General features: G+C 42.6%; 12 protein-coding genes. 7 read left to right on the forward strand and 5 right to left on the reverse strand.

The window, feature by feature from the left end:
* Positions 1-199: 199 nt before the first annotated feature.
* Entirely contained in the window at positions 200-2791 is a 2592-nt protein-coding gene (gene clpB, locus DJ568_RS05085) for an ATP-dependent chaperone ClpB (protein ID WP_114004159.1), read from the reverse strand.
* Between the two features lie 141 nt (positions 2792-2932).
* Between clpB and DJ568_RS05090 the strand changes: the two genes are divergently transcribed.
* Positions 2933-4297, forward strand: a complete 1365-nt coding sequence (locus DJ568_RS05090; protein WP_147238712.1) for a sensor histidine kinase — start codon at positions 2933-2935, stop codon at positions 4295-4297.
* 182 nt (positions 4298-4479) lie between these two features.
* Here DJ568_RS05090 and DJ568_RS05095 read toward each other — a convergent pair whose 3' ends face one another.
* Entirely contained in the window at positions 4480-5889 is a 1410-nt protein-coding gene (locus tag DJ568_RS05095; RefSeq protein WP_114004161.1) for an ATP-dependent DNA helicase, read from the reverse strand.
* A gap of 125 nt (positions 5890-6014) precedes the next feature.
* Between DJ568_RS05095 and DJ568_RS05100 the strand changes: the two genes are divergently transcribed.
* From DJ568_RS05100 to coaD, 3 genes are all read left to right on the forward strand, one after another.
* Entirely contained in the window at positions 6015-6809 is a 795-nt protein-coding gene (locus DJ568_RS05100; RefSeq protein WP_114004162.1) for a DUF3822 family protein, read from the forward strand.
* Entirely contained in the window at positions 6800-7342 is a 543-nt protein-coding gene (rsmD, locus tag DJ568_RS05105) for a 16S rRNA (guanine(966)-N(2))-methyltransferase RsmD (protein WP_114004163.1), read from the forward strand. The genes DJ568_RS05100 and rsmD overlap by 10 nt, the downstream gene beginning before the upstream one ends.
* Before the next feature lie 75 nt (positions 7343-7417).
* On the forward strand, positions 7418-7879 hold the full coding sequence (gene coaD / locus DJ568_RS05110; RefSeq protein WP_114004164.1) for a pantetheine-phosphate adenylyltransferase: 462 nt from the start codon (positions 7418-7420) through the stop codon (positions 7877-7879).
* On the opposite strand, the gene DJ568_RS05115 is transcribed toward coaD, so the two are convergent.
* Entirely contained in the window at positions 7848-8486 is a 639-nt protein-coding gene (locus DJ568_RS05115) for an NUDIX hydrolase (protein WP_114004165.1), read from the reverse strand. The genes coaD and DJ568_RS05115 overlap by 32 nt on opposite strands.
* Between DJ568_RS05115 and pyrE the strand changes: the two genes are divergently transcribed.
* The gene (gene pyrE, locus DJ568_RS05120; RefSeq protein ID WP_114004166.1) at positions 8485-9126 is read left to right on the forward strand and encodes an orotate phosphoribosyltransferase; all 642 of its coding nucleotides are present in this window, start codon (positions 8485-8487) and stop codon (positions 9124-9126) included. The genes DJ568_RS05115 and pyrE overlap by 2 nt on opposite strands.
* Positions 9127-9135: 9 nt before the next feature.
* Positions 9136-9540 carry an SRPBCC family protein gene (locus DJ568_RS05125; RefSeq protein WP_114004167.1) on the forward strand — a complete coding sequence of 135 codons (405 nt, stop codon included), beginning with the start codon at positions 9136-9138 and terminating at the stop codon, positions 9538-9540.
* Between the two features lie 331 nt (positions 9541-9871).
* On the opposite strand, the gene DJ568_RS05130 is transcribed toward DJ568_RS05125, so the two are convergent.
* On the reverse strand, positions 9872-11716 hold the full coding sequence (locus tag DJ568_RS05130) for a PAS domain-containing sensor histidine kinase (protein WP_114004168.1): 1845 nt from the start codon (positions 11714-11716) through the stop codon (positions 9872-9874).
* Between the two features lie 293 nt (positions 11717-12009).
* Between DJ568_RS05130 and DJ568_RS05135 the strand changes: the two genes are divergently transcribed.
* A complete protein-coding gene (locus DJ568_RS05135) occupies positions 12010-13638 on the forward strand; it encodes an ABC-F family ATP-binding cassette domain-containing protein (protein WP_114004169.1) in 1629 nt (542 codons plus the stop codon).
* A 193-nt stretch (positions 13639-13831) separates the two neighbouring features.
* Here DJ568_RS05135 and DJ568_RS05140 read toward each other — a convergent pair whose 3' ends face one another.
* Positions 13832-15037: an MFS transporter gene (locus DJ568_RS05140; RefSeq protein ID WP_114004170.1), complete on the reverse strand. Its 1206-nt coding sequence runs from the start codon at positions 15035-15037 to the stop codon at positions 13832-13834.
* Positions 15038-15104 lie beyond the last annotated feature (67 nt).

The raw sequence follows: 15104 nt of genomic DNA on the forward strand, positions 1-15104 counted from the left end.
TTATGCAAGATTAAATTTATAATGATTGAAGGCTATACTATTCAATTCAATTAACTAATGCAGGCAAAACGCAAAAGAGCCGCCCGAAAGCAGCTCTTTTGCTATATGATGGAGTTATTATATTTGTTTGATGCGATTAAGCAAATTAGGTTTAACCGGTCACTCAAAAAAGCTACTCACTTAATAAACCACTCACTAATCACGAATTCATAAATACAAACTGGTTATCAAACATATCCAGCTTTATGGTGCTGTCCTTATCCACTTTACCACCAAGTATCTGTTTAGATAACTCGTTCAGTATCTTTTTTTGGATAACACGCTTAAGCGGGCGTGCACCAAATTGCGGATCATAACCCAGTTGGGCCAGCCAGTCGAGCGCTTCATCTGTCGCTTCTATGGTCATACCCATTTCCGCCAGTGTATCCTGCACCTGTTTAAATTGCAGTTTAACAATTGCCCCAATCTCGTTCCGGCTTAGCGGGGTAAACATGATAATTTCATCTATCCTGTTTAAAAACTCCGGCCTGATGGTGCTGCGCAGCAACTCAAACAGTTCATTTTTGGTTTTAGCCATCACTTCGTCGCGGTTATCATCGTCAAGTGTCTGAAAGTTTTCCTGTATCACATTTGAACCAATGTTAGACGTCATGATGATGATGGTATTTTTGAAATTTACCACACGACCTTTATTATCAGTTAAGCGACCGTCATCAAGCACTTGTAGAAGGATATTAAACACGTCAGGATGTGCTTTCTCAATCTCGTCGAGTAAAACCACACTGTATGGTTTCCGGCGCACAGCTTCAGTTAGCTGGCCGCCTTCATCATAACCGACATATCCCGGAGGCGCACCTATCAAACGCGATACAGCGTGGCGCTCCTGGTACTCGCTCATATCAATGCGTACCAGCGCACTCTCGTCATTAAACAGGAACTCGGCAAGCGCCTTGGCAAGTTCTGTTTTACCTACACCGGTAGTACCCAAAAAGATGAAGGAGCCGATTGGCTTGCGCTTGTCCTGTAAACCTGCACGGCTGCGGCGTATGGCATCACTGATTGCTTCAATCGCCTCTTCCTGACCCGCTACCCGTTTATGCAATTCTTCTTCCAGGTGCAGCAGCTTTTCACGTTCACTCTGTATCATTTTGCTCACCGGTATGCCGGTCCATCTTGATACAACGCCTGCTATATCATCAGCCGTTACCTCTTCATTCAGCATCCGGCTATCGCTCTGCATTTGTTGCAGCGATATTTTCAGTTTTTCTATCTCGTCCTGCACCTCTTTGATACGGCCGTAGCGTAACTCCGCTACCTTGCCATAGTCGCCGGCACGTTCGGCCTGGTCGGCCTCCAGCTTAAAGTTTTCTATCTGCTCAGTTTTCTGGTTAATATTATCAACCAGGTCCTTTTCGCCTTTCCACTTCGCATACAACGAATCGCGGTCGGCTGATAAATTAGCTATTTCTTCGCTTAGCTCTTTAACCTTCTTTTCATCCTTTTCGCGCTTGATGGCTTCACGTTCAATTTCCAACTGCATGATGCGGCGGTTTAGCTCATCAACAGCCTCAGGTACCGAATCCATCTCCAAACGCAGTTTGCTTGCTGCTTCATCCATCAGGTCAATGGCTTTATCAGGCAAAAATCTGTCAGATATATAGCGTTGCGACATCTCAACCGCCGCTATAATGGCTTCGTCCCGGATGATCACTTTGTGATGCGCCTCGTAGCGTTCTTTTAATCCACGCAATATTGATATGGCATCCGCCGCATCAGGTTCGTCAACCATTACCTTTTGAAAACGGCGCTCAAGGGCCTTATCCTTTTCCACATATTTTTGATACTCGTTAAGCGTGGTGGCACCAATCGAGCGTAGTTCGCCACGGGCAAGAGCAGGCTTAAGTATGTTTGCGGCGTCCATTGCGCCTTCGCCTCCCCCGGCACCTACAAGGGTGTGTATCTCGTCGATAAAAAGGATAATATCGCCATCGCTTTGTACTACCTCTTTTATAACCGCCTTCAGGCGCTCTTCAAATTCACCCTTGTATTTAGCACCCGCAACCAATGCGCCCATATCAAGCGAATAAACAACCTTGCTTTTTAAACTTTCAGGGACGTCGCCCTGGATGATGCGGAAGGCAATGCCTTCGGCTATAGCGGTTTTTCCCACGCCGGGCTCACCCACAAGTATAGGGTTGTTTTTTGTACGACGTGATAATATCTGTATCACACGACGTATCTCTTCATCCCGTCCTATCACAGGGTCTAGCTTGCCCGATTCGGCATACTCGTTAAGGTTACGGGCATATTTATTTAGCGCGTTGTAAGTAGCCTCGGCATTCTGATCGGTTACTTTATTATCGCCACGCAGGCTAACAATAGCTTTTTTTAGATCCTTTTCACTAACGCCGGCATCTTTAAGTACACCGGCTGTTTTATCATTTGATGCCAGGATACCTAAAAGAATATGTTCAACCGACACAAATTCGTCCTTAAATTCCTTTAAATATCCCTGCGCTTTTTGCAAGGCCGCATTGGCATCTGATGATAAATATATATTACTTCCGCTCACCTTCGGAAAAGTGCCGATCTGCTTGTCAAGAGTTTCGGTCAACCTGTTAAGGTTCACGTTGAGCTTTTTTAACAGGTATGAAATAACGTTCTCGTCAACCAATAGCAAGCCTTTCAGTAAATGCGCGTTTTCAATAGCTTGCTGCTGATTCCCTGTAGCAATTTCCGAAGCCTTTTGAACGGCTTCCTGGGCTTTTATGGTAAAATTGTTAAAATTCATAGTGTTTAACCTTGTTCAAAACTATTGCCAATTTTAGTTTGATGAAAAAATGTCGCGAACATTTAAATATGAGTGACGTTTTGTCTGCAAAAACATATAAAACAGCAGTTTAAGCTCTTTTTACTGCTAAAATTTCTATTTTTGAATCGACCCCAATTCGTTTTTGCTGTGAGTGATCATTTTTTAAAAACCATTGCTAAAAAAAGCCGCGCCGATTTTCGCTGTTATTACACACTGCAAAATTTAAAGGCTGTAAAAACGCTGTGTATCATATTCTGGGGATTAAACTTATCACTCAGGCTCCTGCTTTCCTTATTCCCTAAAAACATTACGCGGATACATAACTTTCCGGAGTTTAACTTAACCAACTGGATATTTGTAGTGGTTGCCCCCATATTTTATGTAGCCACCTATTTTTTGTATAAAGAGATAAAAAAAACGCACAAAGCAACATTTATCATGTCGGTCAACGTGGTAGCTTTTGCCTTCTTCATTATCGTGAGCGGAATGATATCCAGCTTTTTAGCAACCTACATCCCCAGCGATAACCCTATAACGTTTATGATTGCCTTAACTGTTATAGGAGCAGTATGTGTTTTTGAATACTCTGAGACCTGGCTTTTAACACTTTTAAGCGGTATTATTTTCACTTTTGTACTATTAAAGTTATCAAGCGATCCTACCGAAATATTGTATAATGAGCTTATTGCTGCTATACTGCTTACAGGCTTCTTTTTTATATCGAGATACAACTACTCATACCGGGCAAACCATTTTTTACAGCTTGTTGAGATAAGCCAGAAAAACATCGAGATAGAAAAAGCCAGCAACTTTAAAAACGAGGTGTTGGGCATGGTTGCCCATGATTTACGCAACCCTATTGGGGCGGTAGAAACTATAGCCATGTTAATGGAACTGGACGATGTTGACGAAAACACACAGGAAAACCTCACCATGATAAAAGCATCGTGCGTAAAAGCACGCAGTATTATCAATGATTTGCTTGAGGTAGCCCGCAACGAGAATGCATCGTTTGAAACACAAAAAACCGAGGTAAACATGCTGTTAAAAAGCATTGTGAACACTTGGCGTGTAGCAAAAAAACTACCCAACAACATTATATTTAAAAGTGAACAAGACCCGGCATATGTTTTTCTGAACACCGAAAAATTTCACCGTGTAATAGATAACCTGGTAAGTAATGCCAGCAAGTTTTCAAAAGAAACGGACCCTATCGAAGTATTACTCAGCAAAGAAGACAACCGGATTGTTATTGAAGTAAAGGATTATGGGATGGGAATACCAGCGAATATGCTGCCACGGATTTTCGACCGTTTTTCGGCAGCGGGCCGCGCCGGCATACGTGGTGAGCAATCAACCGGGTTGGGTTTGAGCATAGTGCATCAGATAGTTGAAAAACATAAAGGACGCATTGAGGTAGAAAGTGAAGTTGGCAAGGGCTCTGTCTTCAGGATGTACCTGCCCGAGGCGGATGAGGTATTTTAGTTGATAGCGGGTGAACTTTGTTGATGGTTCATAGTTCATGGTTCATAGTTCGTAGTTCATGGATCATCGATCATAGTTCATCGATCATAGTTCATGGCTGATGATTCATGGCTGATGATTCTTGGTTCTTGGTTCATGGATCTTGGTTCATATTAACGCTGTGTTTATCCGTGAACTGCTGGTTAAACGAAAAATCTTTCATTAAAATTCACTAAGAATAATTCGTTTGTAGCCCGTGTGCAAGCCGTGTAAAACCAGCGTAAAAAATCCATATTAACCATTTCTTCCGTTAAAAAACCCTGGTCTACAAATACGGCAGGCCATTGCCCACCCTGCGCCTTATGGCAGGTAACCGCATATGCAAACTTAACTTGCAGGGCATTATAATAAGGATTCAGCTTAAGTTCATTATGCCGGGCGCGCTTGTTGGCTATGTGCTCATAATCCTTCATTACCTCGTTATAAAAACGCTTCTGATCATCAGCCGGTAAAGCGGGTGCCTCAGTATACAGGGTATCAAGCATAACCTTACAGTCCAATACCGGATCTTCGGCATAATCAATAAACTCCAATTGCACGTTGGCAAACCGAAAGCCATACATATCTTCAATGCCGCGCACTTTTCTGATGCGCGCTATATCACCATTGGCAATAAAGCCGGTGCTGCCTTCTTCCTGCTCCTGCAGCCAAAAATAGTTGTTACGTACCACCATTATCTGGTCGCCGCCGGTAAGCTCTTCTTCCCGCCATAAAATACGGGCCCGTATTTGCCGATTGTACATATTGGCATTTTTATTTGAGCGGCAAATTATCAGGGTACTGTCGTGCCCATACTTGCTATAGGCATATTCCAGTCCTTCTTCAAGCCTTTCACTGCCCATCCGGTAAACATCCTTATAACCTTTTGTGGTAATGCGCGGCATTTGCATTTTTTCCAGCCTTATCATGTCGCGCACATTGGTTACGTTGTATAAAATACCCGAGTTTTTTTGTTGGCGCAATACATCGGTCATTTCATAGCTAAATATGTTTAACGCGTAATTGGCTTTCATCAGTTCCACATCGAGCGCCGGGCTATCCTCTGACCCTACCGGCGGAAGCTGTGCTGTATCACCAACAAGCATTAGTTTACAATTTTTAGTGTTATAAACGTAATTTACCAAGTCGCGCAATAAACTGCGCGCGTTAACGCCCGTTTCGTCAGCTATCATCGAAGCTTCATCAACAATATACAACGTATCGCTCGCCAGGTTATCGCTCAGCACAAACCCCTCCTCTACGCTCAGCGCCGACTTTTTACGATAAATGCGCTTATGAACAGTAAAAGCCTTTTTCCCTGAATAATTGGTAATAACCTTGGCGGCTCTGCCTGTGGGCGCTAACAAAACAGACTTGTAGTTGAAGCCGCGCAGCGCTTTTACCAGCGCGCTTACAACAGTTGTTTTACCCGTACCTGCGTAACCCTTTAATATAAAGCATTCGTCGCCGCCGTCACTGGATAAGAACCGGTGGAGTATGCTAAATAATTCTTCCTGTTGTGGTGTTGGTTCATGAGGGAACGCTTTGCGAATGATGTCGGTAGATGCAGGCACACACAAATGTAATGAATTAACCGCTCTGCCCTGTGATGAATATAGCGTGTTTTAAAACTCCTTTGTAACTGACATGGCCGCGGGTATACAATGTTTCCTAAAAAATATTACTTTTGCTAACAAGCATGAACGAACCTGTTTATAACTATCAAAACGAAAGTTTTAGCCTTGAACAGGCTGGTAATTATACTTTCTTATTGCAACTAAATACCGGCTCATTCACTTTTGCCGTTGTTCACAATAACAAACTGATGGCCTCCGGTCAGGCTGTTACCAGCGAGTTAACACAGCCTGATAAGTTTAAAAGCGTTTTATCCGCTAATTACAACAAGGTTGTTGTTGGTTTGCCCGCAGCAGGATTTACTTTGGTGCCCGAAAGTATTTATAACGATGCTCAAGCCCAAAATTTCGCGCGTTTTTTGAATGTACAAACAGACGAAAGCGTATTTATACAGAAGCTTGACAGCGAAAACCGCATAGTGTACAAAGTAACAGCCCTCATTACCGAAGCCGCTGATGTATTAGGCCTTGAAAATACCACCTTTGGCGCTAAAGGCTGGATAAAAGCCATAGCAGGCAGCAATCCTGCCGATGATATTTTATATGCAGACATAAATGGCAGCAAAGTTTCTTTTCTGTATTATCACTACGGCAAGCTGCGCTACTATAATGCATTTGACTTTTTCAACCCTGATGAGCTTGCTTATTACGCCACCCTGGTTACTAATCAACTTAAACTGCAGCCAAAACGCACAGGCGTGTGCCTGAGCGGCGATGTAGCAAAGGGCGATGAAAACGCGGCCAGGCTTGCCGAATTTTTTGGCGTTATTGATACCATTAACTTGCAAATACTGCAATTACCTCCGCAGGTTGAACCGCATCAGATACTCTCACTTGCATCATTATCTTTATGCGGATAATTGGCGGCACATTACGGGGCTTACGATTAAATCCACCTACGAACTTACCGGTACGCCCAACTACCGACCTGGCAAAAGAAGCACTATTTAACATTTTGCAAAACAGGGTACAACTTGAAGGCATCAACGTGCTCGACCTGTTTAGCGGCACGGGCAATATATCGTTTGAGTTTGCATCACGCGGGGCGCTACTAGTTACTGCGGTAGACCGCAACCAGGGCGGAATTAACTATGTAAACGATACCGCCCGCAAACATAAGCTGGAAAACATAAAGACTTTTAAAGCTGATGTGTTTAAATATCTTGAAATGGAAACGCCCACTTACGATATTATATTTGCCGACCCGCCTTACGATTTAAACCGTATCCCCGAGATACCTAAGCTGGTTTTTGAAAAAAGCCTTTTATCGCCGGGAGGATTGCTCATTGTGGAACACCAGTCCATGCAAAATTTAAGTAACCATCCGGCATATACAGAGCAGCGTAAGTACGGGCATTCATCATTTTCGTTTTTTAATCAACCAGCTTCCTGAGGGACGCCGGTATCCCATTGATGTAATCAAAAGGTACAGCCGTCAACTAATAAAAATAATTACCATCTTTACGTTATGAACATTGCCTTATTCCCCGGCTCGTTTGACCCGGTAACCAAAGCACACGTTGATATCGTAAAACGATCAGTAGGATTGTTTGATAAAATTTATATCGGGATAGGTGTAAACAGTTCAAAAACCAGTTTTTTAAGCATCGAAAAGCGTCAGCAAATGTTGCGGTCGGTTTTTGAGCATGAACCTAAAATACATATCATCGCTTACGAGGGGCTGACTGTGGATTTTTGTCGCAGTATCGATGCTAATTACATGATACGCGGCATACGTACCGTATCAGACTTTGAGTATGAAAAAGGCATAGCCCAGATGAACCATACACTTGCCCCTGATGTTGAAAGTATTTTTATAGTGAGCAAGCCGGGATACTCTGCACTTAGCTCAACCATTGTACGCGAAATTATGCGCCACAATGGCGATGTTAGCCAGTTTATCCCAAAAGAAGCGCTGGCCTTTCTTTAACAAGCCCTGTTTTAACCAGCACATCAACAATTGACGGAAAGGTATTTTGTAAAATCGGGTCAATGTCGCCCTTTTTAAACCACCGCACATCGGTTATACCCTCCTCTTTTTGCGGTTTCAATTTTTCGTGACCTTTGTGTTTCATGGCATACCAATGCGTTTTTTTCAATACCGGCGTACCTTTAATGGTGTATACATGGTATGTTTTGCATATTTTTTTTTGGAGGGCATTTACCGTAATTCCGCACTCTTCCTCAACCTCGCGTACAGCGCCGGTTTTTTTTGTTTCGCCGTCTTCCAGCTTCCCCTTCGGCAGGTCCCACTTATCATTGCGATAGATAAATAAATAATTTCCCTCGTCATTTTTCACCAGGCCGCCCGCAGCTTCAATAACCGCTATACTACGCTCAACCTCTTTAATAAAGGCTTTGGCATCCTCACAAATCACATAAAAAAGCCCGATATTATATTTTAATATTTTTGGGTAAATGGTAGTCAAATTAAAGGTTTGACCATCAATCAATTGATAGCTGGCGGCATTTTGAGGCACTTTTTCTGTTATCAAAATAACCTTTTGGTTGATATAAATTCTGTATTTTTGAGCCATGTTTAATACTATTGAAACAGAACGGCAGGTAGCCGAATTCCTATTGCAAATTAAAGCAATTAAATTACAACCCAACAATCCTTTTACATGGGCGTCGGGGTGGAAATCACCTATTTATTGCGACAATCGTGTAACCTTATCGCATCCGGCTATACGCACCTATATCAGGCAAAAACTTTCGGCAATGATACAGGAAGAGTTTGGTGCTGTTGGTTGTATTGCTGGTGTAGCAACCGCGGGTATCCCACAGGGCGCACTGGTGGCACAGGAGTTAGGTTTGCCATTTGTTTACGTACGTGCAAAAGCGAAAGAGCACGGCCGCGGTAACTTAATTGAAGGCGAAATCTCTGCCGGACACCGGGTTGTGGTTATAGAGGATCTTATATCAACCGGCAAAAGCAGTTTGCAGGCAGTGGATGCCCTGCGCGAAGCCGGCTGTGATGTTGCGGGGCTCGCGGCAATATTTACATACGGTTTTGATGTTGCTACTGAAAATTTTAAAAATGCCAGGTGCCCGTTTTTCACACTCTCAAATTATAATGCGCTTATAAAATACGCCGAAGAGAACCAGTATATTTTACCTGCCGACGTTGAGTTGTTAAAGCAATGGCGCGAAAGCCCCGGTACATGGGGGCAATAAACATTTAGCATGACTATTTTTGAAAGCATAGTACATATAGAACGGCCGGTAACCGAGATATATCATTTCCTGGCCGACCTTAACAACCATAAGCAATTGATGCCGCCTAACGTACAGGATTGGCGCTCAACCGCTGACGAATGTACGCTTAGCATACAGAACATGGCTAAACTGCGGTTAGTGGTAGCTAATCGTATAGAAAACGCTCTAATAGACATTGTAGCGGCTGATGAGCCGCCTTTTAAGTTAAACTTTAAATGGATGCTTGCACAAGAAACTGCTTACACAAGTGTTTCGCTCTCCATTTCGGCAGAACTTAACATGATGATGAAAATGCTTGCATCCGGTCCACTGCAAAAACTAGCAGACCATCAAACGCAGTCATTATTGGAGTTACTGATGTTGCCCAAATAGCAACTACATAATTTAATAGATCCTACTCCTTGGTGATCTTCGGCCTAAAACCAATAATACATTGGCAATTACCAAACCTATAATTAAAGCTATCATACGGGGTATATAATTGATTAACTAAATATAATAGGTCAAAATTTATTCCAAATAATGCAGGTGGGTTAAGCAGTGTATATTTTTGCATTTATAACGGCGTAAGCTCTGTTTTAGTGCGCATTTTTAAATAAAACCGCTTAATTGTTAATAGAATCAATTTAATATTAATACGTGGCTTAAAATTGCTGTAATCAATATTCCACAATTTTCCTCAAAATGTGATCAAAAGTCGCGATTAAGGTATAAATACGCTAAAAGTTGTGCCCTCGCCCACCCGGCTCTGCACCTCAATTTTCCCTCCCATAGCCTCAATCTGGTTTTTAGTGATAAAAAGGCCCACGCCTTTAGCATCTGTGTTGCCATGAAAAGTTTTATACATGCCAAACAAGTTATGACCATGCTTATCCATATCTATCCCCCGGCCATTGTCGCATACACTTAGTATGCCTGCTTGGCCCTCTGGTAAATAACCTATAGTAATTTCTGGCGCCCTATGTTCGCACTTGTAACGTATGCTATTGGTTAAAAAATTAAGTAAAATGCTCTCCAGGTAAGCCGGATGATAGTCAATTTCTACACTACTATCAACCTTATTGTAAATAATTGCGTTGTGGCGGCCAATTTCGGCAGCAAGCACATTAATGGTTTTATTAATGTAGCTGTTAAGATTTACTTTGACTTTTTGCAGGCCGGTGTTTGTTTGAATAGAAACTACATCGTTAAGGTTAAGAATTGTTTCATTTAGCTGAGCAGATACATTTTCAAGCAATTGCAGGTATTCAACCCTTTCGTCAGGCGAAGTATGCGGATCATTCACAAGGTTTATAAGTGATTGAAAATTACCGGCATGCGTTCGTAAATTGTGCGATACGATGTAAGCAAAATTTAAAAGGCGGTTATTTTGCTGGCTTACAATATCAAGGGTTTGTTTTATTTGTTCTTCTTTTAGCTTTTTATCAGTTATATCCTGCACGTGCGAAATGTAATGCAAAGCGTTACCTTCATCATCGCGCACCAACGATACACTCAACAATGTCCATATCACATCGCCATTTTTATGGAAATAACGCTTTTCCATTTGATAGTTCTGTATATCGCCGGCAAGCAATTTTCTTAAAAGCTGTAAATCGGCTTCCAGGTCATTCGGGTAGGTGATCTCCTGAAATGTTATTTCATTTAATTCTTCCTGCGTATATCCCAAACATTCAACCAGCTTTTGATTAACCTTTAACCATCTGCCTTCCGGTGATACCAGCGCCATGCCAATGGTTGAGTTTTCAAATGCACCCTTAAACCTATCTTCGCTGTTTTTTAACTCCTGCTCAACCTTCTTCTTGTCATTTATATCTTGCAGTGTGCCAAAAACCTTTACGCAGCGTCCATTATCAAATTCAGCGTTACCAATTACCCGCACCCACAGTTCCTTACCACTTGTAGTAATCAGTATAGCTTCTACATCAAAGGGCTGGCCGGTTATAATAGCTTTGTCTACCGCTTCCCTTATTTTTTCGCGGCTATCGCCTTCTTTATAAAATTCGAGCCTGGTTTCCAGGCGTGGTTCGTAATCAAGCGGTACCTCGTAAATTTGCTTTGTAACCCGTGTCCATGCTACCTTACCTGTAACTACGTCTATTTCCCATCCGCCCAGCCTTACGCTCAGGTTGGTTTTATTGAGCAAGTCTTTGGTTTTTTTGAGCTTTTGCTCAATTAACTTTTGGTTGGTAACATCAATATGCCAGCCAACCATACGTGCTGGCTTACCGGCGTGATCCCACTCAGCCACCATACCGGTTGAATTTATCCAAATGATGGATCCGTTTTTATGCCAGTATCTTACCGTAACACGAAACGTGTCCTTACTCCCGCTATCCAGAAATTTATTTAACGCCTGCGTTGCCGGGCCTATGTCGTCAGCATGAATTAATGATTGCCAGCCGTAAGGTGTGCTATCCAACTCAGAGTCATCATATCCGAACATTGACTTAAATGACGGACTTAAATAAGTTGTATTATTTTTTATATCCCAGTCCCATATGCCGGCCAGCCCGCGATCTAAAATAATACGGTAAACATCATCCATAAAAGATTGTAAAAAAATATGCTATATATATTGGGAGAAAATTGGTTATTAACTTAAAATCTATTGCTATTTTACAAATGCAGTCTGTTAAATTTTATTGGTTCAGACCTTATGGTAAAAGAGCTAAATTTTAGCCATTAAAATTAAAGATTTATTACACCTAAATTATAAATTAATATCATGTCAACAAATATTATTGCAGGTAAAATATAAAGCGGAAACCCCCAATTATCGCCGGTTTCTTTAATCTTGAATTAATTAACCGTATTTTTGCGCCAAATTAAAGGTGCAGCATGATTACAGTATCAAATCTAACGTTACGGTACGGCAAACGTACATTGTTTGAGGATGTTAATTTAAAATTTACGCAGGGTAACTGCTATGGTATAATTGGTGCCAACGGTGCAGGAAAATCAACTTTTTTAAAGATACTCTCAAAAGAGATTGACCCTACCAGTGGCACGGTAAGCTTTACCCCCGGCGAGCGTATGGCCGTATTAAAACAAAACCACCATGAGTTTGATGAGTTTACGGTGATTGAAACTGTATTGATGGGACATAGCGAGCTGTACAAGGTAATGAAAGATAAGGATGCGATTTACCTGAAGGAAGACTTTAGTGACGCAGACGGGGAACGTGCCGGAGAACTGGAAAGCCAATTTGCCGAAATGGATGGCTGGAACGCTGAGAGTAACGCCGCTACCCTGCTAAGTAACCTGGGCATAAAGGAAGATTTGCACTACAAACTTCTAAAAGAGCTTGACGGTAAACAAAAAGTACGCGTATTGTTAGCGCAGGCGCTGTTTGGCAATCCGGATATATTATTGCTGGATGAGCCTACCAACGACCTGGATATACATACCGTTACCTGGCTGGAAGACTTTTTGGCGAGTTACGAGGCCATTGTGCTTGTGGTATCGCACGACAGGCACTTTTTAGATACTGTATGTACACACGTGGTAGATATAGATTTTGGTAAGATGACCATATTTACGGGCAACTACAGCTTTTGGTATGAATCTAGCCAGCTTGCCTTAAAACAGCGGGCCGACCAGAATAAAAAGATGGAAGACCGCGTAAAAGAATTACAGGATTTTATACGCCGCTTCAGCGCAAATGCATCAAAATCAAAACAGGCTACCAGCCGTAAAAAAGCGTTGGATAAAATTGATCTGCAGGAAATACAACCATCAAACCGAAAATACCCGGGTATTATATTTAACAACACCGGCCGCGAGGCGGGCGACCAGATATTGCAGGTTGAAAAACTTGGAAAAACTCAAAACGGCGAAAAGCTTTTCGGCGATGTAAGCTTTATGGTAGGCAAAGGCGATAAAATTGCCATACTATCTCAAAACAGCCTCGCCACTACCGCTTTTTATGATGTGCTGATGGGGCGTGATAACGATTATAAGGGTAGTTTTAAATGGGGTGTTACCATTAATGCAGCCGATATTCCTATTGAAAACTCTGAGTACTTTGAGGGAAAAAACGACAATCTGATAGACTGGCTGCGCGAATATTCGCCGGGCGAAAAAGACGATCAGTTTATCCGCGGCTTTTTAGGGCGCATGTTGTTCAGCGGCGAAGAGGTATTAAAGAAAAGCAATGTACTATCGGGCGGAGAAAAAATGCGCTGCATGTTTAGCCGTATGATGTTGCAGCAGGCTAACGTTTTGCTTTTTGACGAGCCGACCAATCACCTGGACCTTGAGTCAATAACCGCGCTTAATAATGGCATGAAAGACTTCCGCGGTACTATACTGTTTACCTCGCGTGACCACGAGTTGCTGCAAACCGTAGCTACACGTATTATTGAAATTACACCGGCAGGTTACATTGACAAACTAATGACCTACGATGAATATATAAACAGCGAGGCTGTACAACAACAGCGCGAAGAACTTTATGCGCTGGCTTAATAATTAGCGGCGTGCGGGTAGCTACATGGTAACTCGCACGCTGCTGAAATAACCGGCTATAAAACTTCTGTTATACAGAACGCCTTGACCATCTACAAGCATCGGGGCATAACAAACAACCCTTACTGGGCTAAAGTCACTAAATTACCGTCAACAATGTAAGATATTATCTGTGCTTCGCTGCGACATACTTTTAATGTCCGCTATACGGTGTCTTGGTCCAATAAAACATGTAGACGAACCCAACAATCAATATCCCGGCAGAGGCGTATAATAACGGAGGGATCATTTGTATTACGTCATTAAAAAACCAGCCGGCAAGCAATGCTCCCAAACCTATACCTACTTCAAGGGCTATGTACATGGTGGCGTTTGCCTTACCCCGTTGATCGGGCGATGCCAGGTCTATCGTCCAGGCACTTATAGCCGGCGACATAATACCGCCGCCAATACCAAACAGTACCGCGCCGGCCATCAATCCGCTAAAACTTTCGTAAGCGGCCATAACAATAAGGGACATAGCCGTAATAATTAACCCCGTACGAATTACCTGTACCCGGCCGTAACTATCAGACATGCGGCCTGCTATAAACCTGATGAACAGCGACGCAACGGTAAACACCATAAAAAACAAACCTTTATTTGCTACGCCAAGATAAGCAGCCCAATCAGGTATAATAGTAACGATAACACCATACGGCATGTAACCGAGCAATGTAACTACGCCTGCCGGTATTACCGGGAGGTCGATTATATCATGCCTGGATATATTAAACATGGATAAACTGAAACGTTGCTTATGCATCAATGTTTTCTTCATATTAAATAGGATGGCGATAGACAACAATGCGAGTACTGATGATGTATAAAACAATACGTTAATTGAAAACCAGTTGGTAATCGCGCTGCCTATGGCCGGGCCCAGTGCCATGCCGGTGCTGAAACAAATACCATGTATACCCATTGCCTCACCCCAGCGGTTTTGCGGAACAATATCGGCCACATATGCCGCCGTAGCCGTTGGTTTAAAGCCAGTAGAGAAGCCATGAAAAAGACGCAAAAACAGAAAGCCGCTTACGGCAGTAAGCACGGGATATAAAAATCCGCACAGAAAACACACTAATGACCCTACCGCCATTACAGGCACCCGGCCAAGCGTATCAGTAAGTTTACCACTAAACGGCCGTGACAGTGCCGCTGTAAGTGTAAACAACGCAATTATTAATCCCTTGTACTCCGCACCGCCCAAACTACTAAGGTACGCAGGTAACTCCGGTATCAGCATATTGAAGCTGGCCGAAAACAGCAGTGAGCTTAGACATACCAGGGCAAAATGAGCATTGTATATGGGGTGGACAGGTTTTGAGGCACTATTTGTGAAAGCAGTTGTATCGTCCATTACTATGGGCAAAGATAAAATTGAGTAATTATCGCCCAATAGTTTTACTGAGACGTTACAATCTGGA

This window comes from Mucilaginibacter hurinus (genome assembly GCF_003324525.1).
GTDB classification, from domain to species: domain Bacteria; phylum Bacteroidota; class Bacteroidia; order Sphingobacteriales; family Sphingobacteriaceae; genus Mucilaginibacter; species Mucilaginibacter hurinus.